The organism is Shewanella loihica PV-4 (genome assembly GCF_000016065.1).
GTDB classification, from domain to species: domain Bacteria; phylum Pseudomonadota; class Gammaproteobacteria; order Enterobacterales; family Shewanellaceae; genus Shewanella; species Shewanella loihica.
The window spans coordinates 4,524,931-4,542,030 of record NC_009092.1; the positions used below are offsets into that span (position 1 = coordinate 4,524,931).

The 17,100-nt window shown below is 51.8% G+C and carries 11 protein-coding genes and 3 rRNA genes; 4 read left to right on the top strand and 10 right to left on the bottom strand.

Annotated features, from left to right (window positions below):
* Nucleotides 1-144: 144 nt before the first annotated feature.
* The 4 genes from SHEW_RS19700 to SHEW_RS19715 all read right to left on the bottom strand — a co-directional run bounded on the left by SHEW_RS19700 (nt 145) and on the right by SHEW_RS19715 (nt 3,740).
* Entirely contained in the window at nt 145-1,329 is a 1,185-nt protein-coding gene (locus SHEW_RS19700; protein WP_011867596.1) for a BaiN/RdsA family NAD(P)/FAD-dependent oxidoreductase, read from the bottom strand.
* A gap of 254 nt (nt 1,330-1,583) precedes the next feature.
* On the bottom strand, nt 1,584-2,603 hold the full coding sequence (gene gpsA, locus SHEW_RS19705; RefSeq protein WP_011867597.1) for an NAD(P)H-dependent glycerol-3-phosphate dehydrogenase: 1,020 nt from the start codon (nt 2,601-2,603) through the stop codon (nt 1,584-1,586).
* 6 nt (nt 2,604-2,609) lie between these two features.
* Nucleotides 2,610-3,098, bottom strand: coding sequence for a protein-export chaperone SecB (secB, locus tag SHEW_RS19710; RefSeq protein ID WP_011867598.1), 489 nt, complete (start codon nt 3,096-3,098; stop codon nt 2,610-2,612).
* Nucleotides 3,099-3,305: 207 nt separating this feature from the next.
* Entirely contained in the window at nt 3,306-3,740 is a 435-nt protein-coding gene (locus SHEW_RS19715; RefSeq protein ID WP_041406823.1) for a rhodanese-like domain-containing protein, read from the bottom strand.
* Between the two features lie 241 nt (nt 3,741-3,981).
* On the opposite strand from SHEW_RS19715, the gene gpmM reads away from it, so the two are divergent.
* From gpmM to SHEW_RS19735, 4 genes are read left to right on the top strand one after another with little or no spacing between them, the layout of a single operon-like run.
* The gene (gene gpmM / locus SHEW_RS19720) at nt 3,982-5,526 is read left to right on the top strand and encodes a 2,3-bisphosphoglycerate-independent phosphoglycerate mutase (protein WP_011867600.1); all 1,545 of its coding nucleotides are present in this window, start codon (nt 3,982-3,984) and stop codon (nt 5,524-5,526) included.
* A 58-nt stretch (nt 5,527-5,584) separates the two neighbouring features.
* Nucleotides 5,585-6,670: a murein hydrolase activator EnvC family protein gene (locus SHEW_RS19725; RefSeq protein ID WP_011867601.1), complete on the top strand. Its 1,086-nt coding sequence runs from the start codon at nt 5,585-5,587 to the stop codon at nt 6,668-6,670.
* A gap of 35 nt (nt 6,671-6,705) precedes the next feature.
* Nucleotides 6,706-7,911 (top strand): S41 family peptidase, encoded by a 1,206-nt coding sequence (locus SHEW_RS19730; RefSeq protein WP_011867602.1) that lies wholly within the window; start codon nt 6,706-6,708, stop codon nt 7,909-7,911.
* Nucleotides 7,912-7,926: 15 nt separating this feature from the next.
* Entirely contained in the window at nt 7,927-8,682 is a 756-nt protein-coding gene (locus tag SHEW_RS19735; protein ID WP_011867603.1) for a divergent polysaccharide deacetylase family protein, read from the top strand.
* 21 nt (nt 8,683-8,703) lie between these two features.
* Here the strand turns inward: SHEW_RS19735 and SHEW_RS19740 are convergent, their stop codons facing one another.
* From SHEW_RS19740 to ccoG, 6 genes are all read right to left on the bottom strand, one after another.
* Nucleotides 8,704-9,156, bottom strand: coding sequence for an Rrf2 family transcriptional regulator (locus SHEW_RS19740; RefSeq protein ID WP_011867604.1), 453 nt, complete (start codon nt 9,154-9,156; stop codon nt 8,704-8,706).
* Nucleotides 9,157-9,166: 10 nt separating this feature from the next.
* Nucleotides 9,167-9,421, bottom strand: coding sequence for a YkgJ family cysteine cluster protein (locus tag SHEW_RS20480; RefSeq protein ID WP_011867605.1), 255 nt, complete (start codon nt 9,419-9,421; stop codon nt 9,167-9,169).
* A 703-nt stretch (nt 9,422-10,124) separates the two neighbouring features.
* A 5S ribosomal RNA gene (gene rrf, locus SHEW_RS19750) occupies nt 10,125-10,240 on the bottom strand.
* A 103-nt stretch (nt 10,241-10,343) separates the two neighbouring features.
* A 23S ribosomal RNA gene (locus SHEW_RS19755) occupies nt 10,344-13,236 on the bottom strand.
* Between the two features lie 251 nt (nt 13,237-13,487).
* A 16S ribosomal RNA gene (locus SHEW_RS19760) occupies nt 13,488-15,031 on the bottom strand.
* Together the 16S, 23S and 5S rRNA genes form the textbook arrangement of a ribosomal RNA operon.
* Nucleotides 15,032-15,664: 633 nt before the next feature.
* Nucleotides 15,665-17,092 carry a cytochrome c oxidase accessory protein CcoG gene (ccoG, locus tag SHEW_RS19765; RefSeq protein ID WP_011867606.1) on the bottom strand — a complete coding sequence of 476 codons (1,428 nt, stop codon included), beginning with the start codon at nt 17,090-17,092 and terminating at the stop codon, nt 15,665-15,667.
* Between the last annotated feature and the right edge of the window lie 8 nt (nt 17,093-17,100).

Here is a 17,100-nt window from a genome sequence, read left to right on the forward strand (position 1 = left end):
ATTAACTTCCTGAACTTCTTATACGTTTTGTCATAGTTCCACCCGTAGTGTATGAAGCGCGCCTTAACATCTCTAATTAGGTAGCCAAATTCACTATGCCACTTCAAAATGCTCATACGGGCAAACTTTATTGTCTCTGTACACCTACACAGCCTGACCGACGGCGACACCCGATGCCCAGGCCCACTGGAAGTTGAAGCCGCCGAGCCAGCCGCTGACATCCATCACCTCACCGGCAAAATAGAGTCCGGGCACCTTCTTGCTCTGCATATCCTTGGAAGAAAGTTCGTTGGTATCCACGCCACCTAAGGTCACCTCAGCAGTACGATAGCCTTCGGTGCCATTCATCAGCAGCTGCCAGTTGTGGAGATTGTCTACTATCTGATCGCGCTGAGCATGCACCAGCTGATTAAGGGCCATGTTGAGCAGCGCCTCGTCAAATAGCACCTCGACCAGACGTTTCGGCAGCCACTGCGACAGGGTATTGCGCAGGCTCTGCTTGGGATGCTGCTCCTGGGCCTCACTCAATGCCTGGGCGGCGTCGAGCTGGGGCAGCAAGTTGATGGAAATACTCTCACCCGGCTGCCAGTAATTGGAGATCTGCAAAATAGCCGGCCCCGACAGGCCTCTGTGGGTAAACAGCAGCGCCTCGCTAAACTGGGTACCATCTTTGGCGGTAATGGTACTGGGCACCGCAATACCAGAGAGCGGCTCAAATTTCTGCTTCTGCTCGCTGTGCCAGGTAAAGGGCACCAGGCCGGCGTGAGTCGGCAACACATTGAGACCAAACTGCTCGGCAATCTGATAGCCGAAAGGCGAGGCCCCGAGCTTGGGCATGGAGAGCCCGCCGGTTGCCACCACCAGCGACTCACAGCTGTATTCACCCTTGCAGGTCTCCAGCCTGAAAAGGCCGTCATCCTGCTTGATGATAGAAAGAATATCTGTTCTGAGCTGCACCTGAGCGCCCGCCCATTCGCACTCGGTCAGCAGCATGCTGACTATCTCTTTGGCCGAGTCGTTACAGAACAGCTGACCATGATCGCGCTGGTGATACTCGATGCCGTGGCGCTCCACCAGCTCGATAAAATCCTGAGACGAGTATCGTGCCAGGGCCGACTTGACAAAGTGGGGGTTGGCGCAGATAAAGTTAGCCGGCTCCACTTTCTGGTTGGTGAAGTTACAGCGGCCACCGCCACTGATTAAGATCTTGCGCCCCGCCTGTTTGCCGTTATCTAACACCAGAACGTCTCGGCCGCGATAGCCCGCCGTCGCCGCGCACATGAGGCCCGCCGCGCCCGCACCGATAATGATCACGTCATGATGTTTCACTTAAATACCGCCTCAAACAAATTAATAGCAACCAAACGCAGCCCCACTTTGTCCACCGACCTTCACGGATGAAGAAAATGCCATTTGATGTCGGGAACATCAAAGGCCTGGACACCGGGGATAAATACTCAAATTTACAAGTACAAATCCCCTCTTTCACCATCCCTGGTGAGCGGGGATAAGTATGTCCATATACAAAAAAGGGCGCTATTTTAGCACCCTTTGTTATTTTTAGCATGAGTCGCCGATGGCCACTATTCGCTGTCAGTCGTCTCCGACTTTTTCTCTCTCGCCAACAAAGCCTTAGCCGCCTCGTGTGGCGTACCGCCCTGGTAGAGCACCTTATACACCTGCTCGGTGATCGGCATCTCGACACCCAGACGCTTAGCCAGGGTATAGACCTCTTTAGTGTTACGGTAACCTTCGACCACCTGGCCAATCTCGGCCTGAGCGGTATCGACATCCTTACCCTGGCCCAGGGCCAAACCGAAACGACGGTTGCGGGACTGGTTATCGGTACAAGTCAACACCAGGTCGCCAAGACCCGCCATGCCCATAAAGGTAGAAGGTTGAGCGCCGATAGCCTCGCCAAGGCGAGACAGCTCCACCAAGCCACGGGTGATCAATGCTGTGCGGGCATTGGCACCAAAGCCTATGCCGTCTGACATGCCCGCGCTGATGGCGATAACGTTCTTCACCGCGCCGCCAAGTTGCAGACCGATAAAGTCGTCGTTGGCGTAGACACGCAGGCGTTTAGGGCTATGCAGCAACTCCACCAAGTCATTGGTGAAGGCCTCATCGGTACCGGCAACGGAGATTGCAGTGGGCAAGCCTGCCGCCAGCTCTTTGGCGAAGGTCGGACCCGACAATACCGCCAGCGGATACTCGTCACCTAAAATCTCGCGCGCCACTTCCTGCAACAGACGACCGGTTTCCGGCTCCAGCCCCTTGGTCGCCCAGACGATGCGGGCATCTTTGCGCAGCAGCGGCTTAGCCTGCTTGAGCACAAGACCAAACACATGGCTAGGCACGACCACCAACACATTGTTGGAGGCGGCTAATGCGGTTGCAAGGTCGGCTTCGGGAATTAAGAGATCCGGCAGCGGGATACCGGGCAGAAACGCCTCATTGGATCGATCCCTTTTCAGATTCTCGATATGCTCAGGCTCGTGGCCCCAAATAAGGGTTTTGTGTCCGTTACTGGCTAAAGAAATAGCAAGGGCGGTGCCATAAGAGCCCGCCCCCAGTACCGTTATATCGGCAGTGTTGTTCATGCGTAATTAAGCGTTCGCTTCTGCTGCTTCACCGGCAGCTTCTGCCTGCGCCTGACGCTGTTGCACGTATTGCGCGAACAGGGCGTCGAAGTTAACTGGCGCTAGGTTCAGTTGTGGGAAAGTACCACGAGCAACTAGGCTACCAACCGCTTCACGAGCGTATGGGAAAAGTACGTTCGGGCAGTATGCACCCAGTGAGTGAGCCAGCTGCTGATCAGTCAGACCAGAGATAGCGAAGATACCCGCTTGTTGAACTTCACATAGGAAAGCTGTTTCTTCACCGTTTTTAGCCGTAACAGTCAGTGACAGAACAACTTCATATACGTCGTCGGCCAGCTTAGCGCTGCGAGTGTCTAGGTCTAGCTTAACTTCTGGGTTCCACTCTTTCTGGAAAACAGCTGGGCTGTTTGGCGTTTCGAAAGAGATATCTTTAGTGTAAACACGTTGAATGTTGAACTGTGGACCCTGTTGTTCGTTATTTACTGCTTCAGCCATAATTTCCTACCTAATCAATTTTGTTCGATTCGTTCCGTATGGAGAATCATCTTCAGGGCCTTTGTTACTCGAGTCCTAATCTAGACCTCAGCCACCATCCCGATTTTAGTATTTCCTTAAATCCCACCAGATGGGCGATTTAAGCCATTTTTTATAAGAGATGACACTCTAATCAAAGATGCTTAATAAAAGCAAACTTTGTGTGGGTTATCTTTTGGTTTTGGCAACGGGTAAGTTATTTTGTTGCCATTCGCTCATCCCACCCTTGAGGTTATAGACAGTTTCGAAACCTGCTTTAACCATCAATTGAGCCGCTTGCGACGAGGTCATCCCTGCATTGCATACCATTATAATGGGACTGGCTTTAAACTTTTCAAGGGCAGATGTCTTATTATTTTTAATTTCTGCTAAAGGCATGTTAATCGCGTCGACGATATGGCCTTTCTTAAACTCTTCCTTAGAGCGCACATCGACCACCTTGGCGTCTTGCTTGTTAATTAACAAGGTCGCCTGCTGATGATCTACAGTTTTCACTTTCGAGATACTAGACTTAAAAACGCTCACAATAAGCGCAGCAAACAAGCCCACCCAGGCGAGACTCAACATAGGGTTGGCTTTAAAAAATTCGATATATTCTTGCATAGTTTTCGGCCTACTTCTGTGGCTTGAGAGACTGTTCGGGCTGAGAGTATAACCGATTGTCCCGGCAGATTGCAGCATGTAGTTCACCTCTGGCAGAGCGCCGAGATTGAGAGATCCCTAAAATTGTGACGGGCTCGATGAGGGCTATCGGTGTAAATCACTTTTTGATCGCCCCTGTACGTAGTAATATTTATCCAATTTCAGAATTCTAGTTTTCTTTTTAACGTTAATAGGTACCACCATGACGACACGCAAACGCCCATTGGCACTGCTGATCCTCGATGGCTGGGGTTACCGTGAAAATACCCACATGAACGCGGTATATCACGCCAACACACCAGTACTCGATCGCCTCAACAAAGAATACCCCAACAGCCTGATCTCAGGCTCTGGCCTGGATGTCGGCCTGCCCGACGGTCAGATGGGTAACTCAGAAGTTGGCCACATCAACATAGGCTCTGGCCGCGTGGTCTACCAGGAGCTGACCCGCATCGGTAAGTCGATTGAAGATGGCGAGTTTGACTCTAACCCGGCCTTTGTCGACGCCGTAGATAAGGCGATCGCCGCAGACGGCGCCGTACACATCATGGGACTACTGTCACCCGGTGGCGTACACAGCCATGAAAGCCACATCCAGGCCATGTGTAAGATGGCGGTTGCGCGCGGCGCCAAGCAGGTTTACCTGCACGCCTTCCTTGACGGTCGTGACACGCCGCCAAGAAGCGCCAAGGGCAGCCTGCAGGCCTTCAACGAGCTGTTCGCCGAGCTAGGCACAGGCCGCATCGCCTCCTTAATTGGTCGCTACTACGCCATGGACAGAGACAACCGTTGGGATCGCGTCTCGCAAGCCTATGAGCTGATCACTCAGGGCAAGGCGCTGCACCTGTATCAAGACGCCGTGGAGGCGCTCGACGCCGCCTATGGCCGCGATGAAAACGACGAGTTCGTTGCCAGCTCGGCCATCACAGACGCCGACGGCCAGGTTGCGACCCTCAATGACAACGACGCGCTGATCTTCATGAACTTCCGCGCCGACCGTGCCCGTCAGATCACCCGCAGCTTCGTCGACCCAGGATTCGACGGCTTCGAGCGTGCGGTAACCCCTAAGATTAACTTCGTCATGCTGACCGAGTACGCCGCCGACATTAAGGCGCCTGTCGCCTACCCATCGGTGGATCTGGTCAACACCTTAGGCGAAGTGCTGCAAAACAACGGCAAGACGCAGCTGCGTATCTCGGAAACCGAGAAATACGCTCACGTCACCTTCTTCTTCAACGGCGGTAAAGAGGAGCCATTCGAGGGCGAAGACAGGATCCTTATCCAGTCGCCTAAGGTCGCCACCTACGACCTACAGCCAGAGATGAGCTCGACCGAGCTGACCGACAAACTGGTGGAAGCGATCGAGTCGACCCAATATGACGTGATCATCTGTAACTACCCTAACGGTGACATGGTGGGTCATACCGGCAACTTCGATGCCGCCGTCAAGGCCTGTGAGGCAGTCGATGCCTGTATCGGTCGAGTGGTTGAGGCGCTGGCCAAGGTAGATGGTGAGTGTTTGATCACCGCCGACCATGGTAACGCCGAGCAGATGACCGACGAGCAAACTGGCCAGGCGCACACCGCCCACACCAGCGAACTCGTGCCCCTCATCTATGTGGGACGCAAGGGTGAGATCGCACCGAACGGAAGATTAAGTGATTTAGCGCCAACCATGTTAACCTTGATGGGACAAACCGTGCCATCAGAGATGACAGGGCACTCAATCATTACCCTAAGCGAGTAACGACTCTTTGCTTAAACGTTCCGGTTTCTATAAAGCCAGCATACTTGCTGGCTTTATCATGCTCTCTTGTACTGCGCAGGCATCCGACCTGAAGCAGCGTCAATCCGAGCTTGAAGCCATTCAGAAACAGATAAGCAACCAGCAGTCGGCCCTCAAGGACACCAGTCGCCAACATGAGAAGCTGATCTCTCTGCTGAAAAAAGATGAACAGGCGATCGCCGCGGCGGCAAAAAAGGTGACCAATACCAGGGCATCACTGGCACAAACCGACAAGAAACTGGCCGAACTAGATGGCCGCAAGGCAGAGCTTGATACCCTCAAGCAGACGCAACAGAAGACACTGTCCAACCAGCTAGCCAGCGCCTATCTGGCGGGCAACCACGATTACACTAAGATGCTGCTCAATCAGCAGAGTCCAGCCACCATAGAACGCCTGCTCGCCTATTATCAGTTTCTCAACAAGGCGAGAATGGACGCCATCAAGCAGCTGCAACAGACGATGACCGAACTGACGGCCGTCGAGTCTGAGCAGAAGGCCCAGCAAACCAAGCTCAACGAGCTGATCCTCAATCAGGAGCAGCAGGCCAAGGCGCTCACCCAAGAACAACATCAGCGTCAGCAGACCCTGAAGCAGATAGAGCGCACCCTCAATTCACACGGCGCCAAGCTGGAACAACTGCAGATAGAGGAAGCCAGCTTGAAGCGGGTGGTCGAACAGGCGCTAAGGGCCATGAAAGATAACCCCAGCATGGAAGGCCTCTCCAGCCGCCAGAAACTTAGCTGGCCGACCAAGGGCCGCATCCGCGCCGGGTTCGGCAGCCTACGTTCGGGCGAAGTGAAGTGGAAGGGCGTGATGATGGCCGCCCCAGAGGGGCAATCGATCAACGCCATCGCCTCGGGCAAGGTGATCTATGCCGACTGGCTCAGGGGGTTCGGTATGGTGATGGTGGTCGACCACGGCAAGGGCTACATGAGCCTCTATGGCCACGCCCAGACCCTGCTCAAGGATGCCGGCGACAGCGTTAAGAAGGGTGAGACCATCGCCCTGGTCGGACGCTCGGGTGGACAGACAGAACCTGGCCTATACTTTGAAGTAAGGCATAAGGGGCAAGCGGTCGATCCTGCGAGATACTGTAGACGATAACGCGACAACGACCCCGAGTAATGGGGAGGTCGTCCATGTCTCAAATGATCCGCTATTTCACCTGTGTCGCCCTAGGGCTGACCCTAGGTCTCTCTATCACCTTGTTCGGCCACGAGAATGCCAAAGAGTATCAGCCCAAGGTCAATTACCCCCTCCTCATCGACATCATCAGCACGGTAGAGACCTACTACGTAGACAAGATCTCTCAGGAAGATCTGATCCAGGCCGCCATTGAGGGGGTATTCAGCAAGCTAGACCCCTATTCAAACTTCCTCGACAGCCAGGCCTTCTCCGACATCAAGGACGCCAACAAGGGCGAATACTTCGGTTTCGGCATAGAGATAGCAACAGAGCAGAACCAAGTCACCATCATCAGCCCCTTTCCCCATTCACCAGCCGCCAACGCAGGCATTCAGCCCGGAGACCGCATCGTCAAAGTCAATAATGAGGCAGTAACCGCCAAGCAACTCGAAAATGTGCTGGAGGAGATCAAGTTCCACAGTCAGCATAATCTGGCCATCAACCTGTCGTTAAGCCGCGCCAACTCGGAAGCCCTGTTCGACGTGACACTCACCCCTAGTCTTATCGATGTCAACTCGGTAGAGGGCGAGCTGCTCGACAACGGCATAGGCTACATCAAACTCTCCAGCTTTCAGGACGACTCTACCGAAGATCTCATTAAGCTGCTGACCCAATGGCAAAATGAGCCCATGACAGGCCTGATCCTGGATCTGCGTAACAACCCTGGCGGCTTGCTGGATCAGGCGATCAAGATTGCCGACATCTTCCTCGCCAAGGGGCGTATCATATCTACCCGGGGCCGCTTCTTCGACGCTAACTCCGACTACTTCGCCTCACCACAGACCATGTTCTCCAAGCTGCCACTTACCGTGCTAATCAACAAGGGGTCGGCCTCGGCCTCGGAGGTACTGGCGGCAGCGCTTCAGGAAAACAAGCGCGCCACACTGATCGGCGAAAAGAGCTTCGGTAAGGGTACGGTGCAGAGCCTGATCCCCACTCTTATCGAGGGCAATGCCATCAAGCTAACCATAGCCCACTACACCACACCCAAAGGCAGGGACATACACGCCATCGGCATAGAGCCAGATATAAATATCCCGGGCGAGACTATGACTGCCGGACAAAGTATGCCTATAATCGATAAGCAAACACCCCATGAGGGAGCCGCCCACGATAAGGTTATCGAATCGGCGATCTCATGGATAAAAACAAATAGTTAGTGAATAACCAAAACAGTGCGCTTATTACTCTTATTAGCTGTCTTATTTACCACACCACACTGCTTCGCCGCCCAGGTCTCCATCATCATTGACGACATAGGTTATCGTCAGACTGACGAGGCGGTGTTGGCATTGCCAAGCGACATCACCCTCTCCGTATTGCCCCATACCCCTCTGGGCGAAAGGCTTGCCGCCATCGCCCACGACAAGGGCCACGAGATCATGTTGCACCTGCCCATGCAGGCATTAAATGGCAAGGAGATGGGCCCTGGCGGACTGACCAATCAGATGAGCGAACAGGCTCTCAAGCGGGCGGTCGATGACGCCTTTAAGAGTGTCCCCTACGCCAAAGGTGTCAACAACCATATGGGGAGTCTGCTCACACAACTAGACGCGCCCATGACCTGGCTAATGGAGAGCCTGAAGCAGCAAGACAACTACTTTGTCGACAGCATGACCACCAGGTACAGCAAAGCCAGCGACGCAGCCAACAGGCTGGGGATTCCGCTATTGAGAAGACAACTCTTTCTGGATAACGATGTATCGCCGCAGGGGCTTGAGAGACAATTTAACCAGCTGATCCAGCTGGCAAACAAGGAGGGGCAACTTATAGTGATCGCCCACCCCTATCCCGAGACCATCAGCTTCTTAAAGGCGAATCTATCCAGACTCTCGGACGAAGGCATCGCCTTGGTAAATACATCCAGGCTCTTGCCCTATCGCCTCGCACAGAAGGAACCCGCGGCCAGCGACAAGGCGCATTTAAGATAGGCGAACTTAAGAAAGGCTAAGTTAAAGCTCTAAGACTGGGATGGTAAGATCCGGTAGCAAGGCTCTTAACTCGTCACGATTACTGACGACATCTGCCAATGAGTATTTGTCTAGCACGGCCAGATAAGCGTCTACCGCCTCGGCGAGCACGCCCTTGAGCTGACAGGCTGGCGAGAAACGGCAATAGGGCTTGCTGCAATCGATTGGCGACAGCGAATTTTCCAGCGTGCGCACCAGGACACCGATATTGATCTGATCCGCTGGCTTACCTAGCTTAAAACCACCTGCCTTACCGCGTACCGTCTGCAGATAACCTTCTTTACCAAGATGATGCACTATCTTAGACACATGGTTAGCCGATAGATCGAACACCTCGGTGATCTCGGCGATTCTAAACAGGGTTTCTCTCTCTGGCGATAAGGCCAGGTACATTAACGTACGAATACCAAAATCTGTATAACGAGTTAACTGCATAACCTACCTTCTAAGACTGGGTCGCCGCTTCTAAAGATGTAATCAACCAAAGTGCCTCTTCTGCCGTCGAACCACAGACTTCAGGTTCGGCGATGAAACGATCACACAACGCCGGGCGCTCAGGGTGACCGAATATCTTGCAAAGATTCCGCTCATCTAACTGGATGCAACGCACCCCGGCAGGCTTGCCATTGGGCATGCCAGGGATAGGGCTGGTGATAGACGGCGCTATACAACAAGCACCACATCCTAGACGACAATTCATACGGCATTATACCTATATTTGCGTAGCTTGTTAGTCATTAAGATCACAGCATTATTCTGAGATTTCATAAAGCTTAGCCCCACCTAATAGTAAAAGAGATAAAAACACTAAGGTTCTATAGAGAACGCCATACAGATAATGACGTTATCGCTAGAAAGAAGACAACAACTCAGTTGTTTCTATCTAGCGAACTCAAGTTTATTAACTCATTCACCTTATGCCACAGCCTTGTCTTAAGGGTTATCTAAACAGTGCAGTTTATCGGCCTTCACATGAGGTTTTGTAGCGTGAAGCACGAGCAGGGAGTCTTCTACACACAGAAGAAAGGCGCCTGTAAAGGCCAGCTCTGAGGCAGACATCAGATACTAACTCCGTCAATCTCACATGGGGGCGTAAGGCATCCGCTTATCAAGCGCAGCTTGATGGATGACTGGAGCGCGAAGCAGCAATGCTGCGAGCTGAGGGGCCTAATTAATAAAGAGAAAAGGCGCCTGTCATGGCCAGCTTCGAGCAGAGCTCTCCGCGTTCAGCCCTTGCATCAAACTTCGTTTGATAAACGCAAGCGATTCACCCTACTTCACATGGAAATGCACCTCACTACGTTCGGGCTCTTTATATTCCCCATGTTCGAGTAGATATTTCAAAAGCTGTTAAACGAAAAAATCCCCAGCACGTAGTGCTGGGGATTCTTCGTTTATTAGGCGCCTGGAAATGACCTACTCTCACATGGGGAGACCCCACACTACCATCGGCGCGATTGCGTTTCACTTCTGAGTTCGGGATGGGATCAGGTGGGACCACAATGCTATGGTTTCCAGACAAATTTGGAAATTTAGAAAGCTGCTTGAGTTCGCACTTCAATCAAGTACTTTTGTATTCTTTTGATCACGTAAAACCATCGTACGAAACCCTTTTGGGTTGTATGGTTAAGCCTCACGAGTCATTAGTACAGGTTAGCTCAACGCCTCACAACGCTTACACACCCTGCCTATCAACGTCCTAGTCTCGGACGGCTCTTTAGAGACCTTAAAGGTCTAGGGATGACTCATCTTAGGGCTCGCTTCCCGCTTAGATGCTTTCAGCGGTTATCGATTCCGAACGTAGCTACCGGGCAATGCCATTGGCATGACAACCCGAACACCAGCGGTTCGTCCACTCCGGTCCTCTCGTACTAGGAGCAGCTCCCTTCAATCATCCAACGCCCACGGCAGATAGGGACCGAACTGTCTCACGACGTTCTGAACCCAGCTCGCGTACCACTTTAAATGGCGAACAGCCATACCCTTGGGACCGACTTCAGCCCCAGGATGTGATGAGCCGACATCGAGGTGCCAAACACCGCCGTCGATATGAACTCTTGGGCGGTATCAGCCTGTTATCCCCGGAGTACCTTTTATCCGTTGAGCGATGGCCCTTCCATTCAGAACCACCGGATCACTATGACCTGCTTTCGCACCTGCTCGACGTGTATGTCTCGCAGTTAAGCTGGCTTATGCCATTGCACTAACCGTACGATGTCCGACCGTACTTAGCCAACCTTCGTGCTCCTCCGTTACTCTTTGGGAGGAGACCGCCCCAGTCAAACTACCCACCAGGCACTGTCCTCAACCCCGATTCAGGGGCCAGAGTTAGAACATCAACACTACAAGGGTGGTATTTCAAGGATGACTCCACGAGAACTGGCGTTCCCGCTTCAAAGTCTCCCACCTATCCTACACATGTAGGGTCAATGTTCAGTGCCAAGCTATAGTAAAGGTTCACGGGGTCTTTCCGTCTAGCCGCGGGTATACGGCATCTTCACCGCAATTTCAACTTCACTGAGTCTCGGCTGGAGACAGCGTGGCCATCATTACGCCATTCGTGCAGGTCGGAACTTACCCGACAAGGAATTTCGCTACCTTAGGACCGTTATAGTTACGGCCGCCGTTTACCGGGGCTTCGATCATGAGCTTCTCCGAAGATAACCCAATCAATTAACCTTCCGGCACCGGGCAGGCGTCACACCGTATACGTCATCTTGCGATTTTGCACAGTGCTGTGTTTTTGATAAACAGTTGCAGCCACCTGGTATCTGCGACTCCCGTCAGCTTAGAGAGCAAGTCTCATCACCAACAGGAGCGTACCTTCTCCCGAAGTTACGGTACCATTTTGCCTAGTTCCTTCAGCCGAGTTCTCTCAAGCGCCTTGGTATTCTCTACCCGACCACCTGTGTCGGTTTGGGGTACGATTCCTACTAACCTGAAGCTTAGAAGATTTTCCTGGAAGCATGGCATCAACTACTTCATCACCGTAGTGACTCGTCATCAACTCTCAGTATTAGGTGCCCGGATTTGCCTAAGCACCCTACCTACAGCCTTAAACGCGGACAACCAACGCCGCGCTAGCCTAGCCTTCTCCGTCTCTCCATCGCAGTTAGCAGAAGTACGGGAATATTAACCCGTTTCCCATCGACTACGCCTTTCGGCCTCGCCTTAGGGGTCGACTCACCCTGCCCCGATTAACGTTGGACAGGAACCCTTGGTCTTTCGGCGAGGAGGTTTTTCACCCCCTTTATCGTTACTCATGTCAGCATTCGCACTTCTGATACCTCCAGCGTGGGTTACCCCTTCACCTTCAACGGCTTACAGAACGCTCCTCTACCGCACCAGCGCAAGCGCTAGTACCCATAGCTTCGGTGTATTGCTTAGCCCCGTTATATCTTCCGCGCAGGCCGACTCGACTAGTGAGCTATTACGCTTTCTTTAAATGATGGCTGCTTCTAAGCCAACATCCTAGCTGTCTAAGCCTTCCCACATCGTTTCCCACTTAGCAATAACTTTGGGACCTTAGCTGATGGTCTGGGTTGTTTCCCTTTTCACGACGGACGTTAGCACCCGCCGTGTGTCTCCCGAGTAGTACTCATTGGTATTCGGAGTTTGCAAAGGGTTGGTAAGTCGGGATGACCCCCTAGCCTTAACAGTGCTCTACCCCCAATGGTATTCGCTCGAGGCGCTACCTAAATAGCTTTCGAGGAGAACCAGATATCTCCCGGTTTGATTGGCCTTTCACCCCCAGCCACAAGTCATCACCGCATTTTTCAACATACGTGTGTTCGGTCCTCCAGTTGATGTTACTCAACCTTCAACCTGCCCATGGCTAGATCACCGGGTTTCGGGTCTACACCTTGCAACTAAACGCGCAGTTAACACTCGGTTTCCCTACGGCTCCGCTATTCGCTTAACCTCGCTACAAAATGTAAGTCGCTGACCCATTATACAAAAGGTACGCAGTCACGGTCTCAAGAACCGCTCCCACTGCTTGTACGTATACGGTTTCAGGTTCTATTTCACTCCCCTCACAGGGGTTCTTTTCGCCTTTCCCTCACGGTACTGGTTCACTATCGGTCAGTCAGGAGTATTTAGCCTTGGAGGATGGTCCCCCCATATTCGAACAAGATATCACGTGTCCCGTCCTACTCGTTTTCACCTAAAGTTAGTTTTCATGTACGGGGCTATCACCCTGTATCGCTGTGCTTTCCAACACATTCCACTAACACCCTCTAGGCTTAAGGGCTAATCCCCGTTCGCTCGCCGCTACTAGGGGAATCTCGGTTGATTTCTTTTCCTAAGGGTACTTAGATGTTTCAGTTCCCCTCGTTCGCCTCACTAAGCTATGTATTCACTTAGTGATGACACCTTATGGTGCCGGGTTTCCCCATTCGGACATCGTTAGCTCAAATGCTTGTTACTAGCTCGCCAACGCTTTTCGCAAGTTACTACGTCCTTCATCGCCTCTGACTGCCAAGGCATCCACCGTATACGCTTAGTCACTTAACCATACAACCCAAATGAGTTTCATCTGAGTCGCATCGCAACTAACGGTTTCTACTTTCGCCAAAAGAATACTCAAGTCACTTGATTAAAGTGTGTTTTGAGAACTCAATTATTTTTCGCAATAATCTTTCGATTATTACTATCAGCTTTCCAAATTTTTAAAGAACAAGCATCGTCGCTCGGACGTGCCTCTCGCTCTAACAAGAACAAGTTATCTGTGTGAACACTCAACAAATATCAGTCAATCGTATAGGTAAGGAGGTGATCCAGCCCCAGGTTCCCCTAGGGCTACCTTGTTACGACTTCACCCCAGTCATGAACCACACCGTGGTAAACGCCCTCCCGAAGGTTAAGCTATCTACTTCTGGTGCAGCCCACTCCCATGGTGTGACGGGCGGTGTGTACAAGGCCCGGGAACGTATTCACCGTGGCATTCTGATCCACGATTACTAGCGATTCCGACTTCATGGAGTCGAGTTGCAGACTCCAATCCGGACTACGACCGGCTTTGTGAGATTAGCTCCACCTCGCGGCTTCGCAACCCTCTGTACCGACCATTGTAGCACGTGTGTAGCCCTACTCGTAAGGGCCATGATGACTTGACGTCGTCCCCACCTTCCTCCGGTTTATCACCGGCAGTCTCCCTAAAGTTCCCGGCATTACCCGCTGGCAAGTAAGGATAAGGGTTGCGCTCGTTGCGGGACTTAACCCAACATTTCACAACACGAGCTGACGACAGCCATGCAGCACCTGTCTCAGAGTTCCCGAAGGCACCAATTCATCTCTGAAAAGTTCTCTGGATGTCAAGAGTAGGTAAGGTTCTTCGCGTTGCATCGAATTAAACCACATGCTCCACCGCTTGTGCGGGCCCCCGTCAATTCATTTGAGTTTTAACCTTGCGGCCGTACTCCCCAGGCGGTCTACTTAATGCGTTAGCTTGAGAACCCAGTGTTCAAGACACCAAATTCCGAGTAGACATCGTTTACGGCGTGGACTACCAGGGTATCTAATCCTGTTTGCTCCCCACGCTTTCGTACCTGAGCGTCAGTCTTTGTCCAGGGGGCCGCCTTCGCCACCGGTATTCCTTCAGATCTCTACGCATTTCACCGCTACACCTGAAATTCTACCCCCCTCTACAAGACTCTAGTTGACCAGTTCGAAATGCAGTTCCCAGGTTAAGCCCGGGGCTTTCACATCTCGCTTAATCAACCGCCTGCGTACGCTTTACGCCCAGTAATTCCGATTAACGCTTGCACCCCTCGTATTACCGCGGCTGCTGGCACGAAGTTAGCCGGTGCTTCTTCTGCGAGTAACGTCACAGCTAACGGGTATTAACCGTTAACCTTTCCTCCTCGCTGAAAGTGCTTTACAACCCGAAGGCCTTCTTCACACACGCGGCATGGCTGCATCAGGCTTGCGCCCATTGTGCAATATTCCCCACTGCTGCCTCCCGTAGGAGTCTGGGCCGTGTCTCAGTCCCAGTGTGGCTGATCATCCTCTCAGAACAGCTAGGGATCGTCGCCTAGGTGAGCCATTACCTCACCTACTAGCTAATCCCACCTAGGTACATCCAATCGCAGAAGGTCCGAAGATCCCCTCTTTTCCCCCGTAGGGCGTATGCGGTATTAGCAGTCGTTTCCAACTGTTATCCCCCCTCGACTGGGCAGTTCCCTAGGCATTACTCACCCGTCCGCCGCTCGTCAGCAAAGTAGCAAGCTACTTTCTGTTACCGCTCGACTTGCATGTGTTAGGCCTGCCGCCAGCGTTCAATCTGAGCCATGATCAAACTCTTCAATTAAAAGTTTTTGTGGACCTAAGTCCGACTCAATGAATTCTGATTCACATAAATGACTCGGAAGAATCATCTACATGTTTGTACATATTGCTATGAACACTCATCGTTGCATTGAGATTTAAATCGTTTTCGATTAACTCAATACCTGTGAGTGTCCACACAGATTTCTTGTTTTATCTTGTTAAAGAGCATTGCATCGTATTTAATGCCGCCGCTGGCGCCGGGCCGTTGGCTTAGGGATGCGTATTCTACACTTCCCGATGTTGGCGTCAAGGGTTAATTTTAAGAAGTTTTTCAAGCGTCGATTCTTTAATCAGAAGGCGACATTTGAAAGCCTTAAACCACTTTCTGCCCGACTCAACTCATTGCGTTTAACTGCTACTGTAATCGAGTCCCTGACCAGGCTGAACCCCTCTGTTTATCTGGCTTTCACCAGTTGAAGAAGTTGCTGCGCCGTGTCAGTGGATGCGCATTATAGGGGGGCGATTCTTTTACGCAAGGGCTTTTTGAAAGAAAATGACACTTTGATGGCTAAGCGGGCAATTAGTAGGCATTACGTACAAAAAAGGGGCTAAAAAGCCCCTTTTCCTATCTTTCGCTACTTTTTACTATTTACTAGTAATAGTCGCAGCCAGGTTATTGGCTAAAGAAGCGTGACTCTTGGGTCGCCTCGACAGTCTCACCGTCTAATACCGTAGTGACCTTAAAGTCGACTCTGGTCATGGCACGTGACAGTCCAACAGGATCCACGGCGACACTCACCGGCAGGGTCAGCACCTCGCCTCCTTCGATGGTCACAGATTGCGGACCATACCACTGATAGTCAGGCAGACCTTCGACACTGAGTTGATACTCATGCTTGGCTTCCGTCTTATTGAGAATCTTCAGGGTAAAGGTGTTCTCGATTAGACCTTGATCATTTTCCCTAAAGAGCTGGTTACGGTCGCGAATGATATCGATCCGCACAGGCGCTATGGTCACCGTCGCATAGATAAAGACTAAGATCATGAGTGCCAACACGGCACCATAACCCAGGAGCTTAGGTCGTAGTACCTTCTCTTTCACGCCTTCGAGTTTGTTTTCCGTGGTGTAGGCGATTAAGCCTTTGTCGTAACCCATGCGCTCCATGGTGGTATCACAGGCATCGATACAAGAGCCACAGTTGATGCACTCATATTGCAGACCGTTACGAATATCGATACCGGTAGGACACACCTGCACGCAGAGATCGCAGTCGATACAATCGCCCAGGCCAAGGGCCTTAGGATCAGCCTTACGCGAACGGGGACCACGATCTTCACCGCGCTTGGTGTCATAACCCACGATAAAGGTGTTCTTGTCGAACATGGCCGATTGGAAGCGGGCGTATGGGCACATGTGGATACACATGATCTCGCGCATCCAGCCGGCATTACCATAGGTGGCCACAGTAAACAGGGTTACCCAGAAATAGATGGCGCCCGAGGCGCTGCCACTAAAGACGTCGGCATAGACTTCGGTGGTCGGTACGAAATAGGAGACGAAGGTCATGGCGGTGAGTAGCGACACCAACAACCAGGAGAGATGCTTGGCCGTCTTGCGCCAGACCTTATTAAAACTCCATGGCATCTGATCTAACTTCATCCGCTTATTACGGGCACCTTCAAATTTCTCTTCGAACCAGATGAAAATAAAGGTCCACACCGTCTGCGGGCAGGTATAACCACACCAGACACGGCCAAGATAAGTTGTCACAAAAAAGAGACCAAACGCGGCTATCATTAATAATGCAGCGAGTAAGGTAAGGTCTTGGGGCCAAATGGTTAGGCCGAAGATATGAAACTTCTGCTCACCCAGGTTAAACCAGACGGCTTGTCTGTCTCCCCAGGGGATCCAGGGCAAAATGAGGAAAAAGAGCATAGCAACCCAGCCCAAGCGGCGACGTAGCTGAGTCCAAAATCCTTCTATTGCTCTAACATAAATACGATTGCGGGGATTAAAACGATCGGATTTATTCTCGTCCGGCTGATGAATTTTGATCCGCTCAGCCTTGGAATAATCCTTTTTATTTGATTCTGCGTTCATATTTAACA